The following is a 1,227-nucleotide window of genomic DNA, read 5'->3' on the forward strand; positions in this document are numbered from 1 at the left end:
GCCGGCCGACGTGGTGGTGCCGGCCTCGACGGTGGTATTCATCGTCGTCGAGGTCGGAATCATGTTGAAGCGGAACGTGCGCGACTCGGTGTAGAAAATCACCACCTGCCCTTCCTGCACTTTCCAACCCAGGCCCAGCTGCGAGGTCGCCGCATCGAGGAGCCCGGAAAGCGGCCCCGAGTACTTGAGGTCGATGGACCGCTGCGGCGTCTCGATACCCATGGCGTCGATACCCGCACCGCGAACACCGGGGAGCGTGACGCCAGAGGCGCCGTACTGGGACGCGGGAACCGGAGCTGTGCCCGCGCCGGGTGTGCTGGGGGCGTCGCTGAGATGCGCGAGGGCATCGGGCGTCACCTGGACGGGGATGTTGCAGTCGCGGCTGATGATCTGCGCGAACTCCTGCAGGCCAATCAGCCGATGCGGGTTGAAGTTCTCGTTGCAGGACAGCTGCGGCGCGGTGCGGCTTGCATCGAGCGCAATGGGGTTCGGGTCAACCCACTGGCCATCGTGGGTGGCATAGACCGACTGGTCATTCGACGTCGAGCGCATGCTCGAGATCTGGGTGCTTGCGTCACGGTCGATCTGGTCGACTTGCCGCATGGACTGCTTGACCGGATTGGCGCACCCGGCCAGACCGAGAACGATCGCCGAGATCGCTGCGGCAAGTAGCTTCCTGGACATGGCAGACAACTCCTGGGTCATTTAGCGGTCCTCCGACACCACCACGAGGGGCGGGCGCTGATCGGGATAGGTGTCGACGCGAAGCGGATTGCTGGTCTTGGCGTACAGGCCAAAGACGCCGCGCAGGGCCGCCTGGAACGAGCCGTCGAACGTGAGGGGTGCCTCGATTCGCCGATCGCTGCTCGCTCGCCACAGCACGCGCCAGCCGGCGCGATGGGCCCAGCTGTAAACGACGGCATGCAGCGTCAGGTCGCGGCCAGATGACCACTGCTCCGCGATCGGCGGCTCGGGCTGCGGGCGCGTCGTGACCGCACGCCCGAGGGGAACCGTCTGAGCAGGGGTGACCGACGCCGAACGGGGCAGCGGTGGCGCTCCCACCAGCGCCTGGCGTGCATTCATCACGGTCGTGCGGGACATCGCGATGCTGGGCGCGGCGGGCTGCACAGGGACAGCAATGGTCTGTCGTCCCGTGACGTCGTCGATGGGGGAGGCCCAGGACGGGCTACTGCCCGTTGATTGGGCGTGGAGCGTCGGGGTGACGGC

At 67.1% G+C, this 1,227-nt stretch carries 1 protein-coding gene and 1 pseudogene; both read right to left on the minus strand.

The window, feature by feature from the left end; translation table 11 throughout:
* A pseudogene (locus EPN31_RS16650) lies at positions 1-705 on the minus strand (hypothetical protein); the annotation flags it as partial.
* Positions 706-1,227, minus strand: a 522-nt coding sequence (locus EPN31_RS16655) for a TcpQ domain-containing protein (RefSeq protein WP_291775945.1), incomplete at its 5' end; no start/stop codon positions are given.

The organism is Castellaniella sp., assembly GCF_004321985.1.
Taxonomy (GTDB): Bacteria; Pseudomonadota; Gammaproteobacteria; order Burkholderiales; family Burkholderiaceae_B; genus Castellaniella.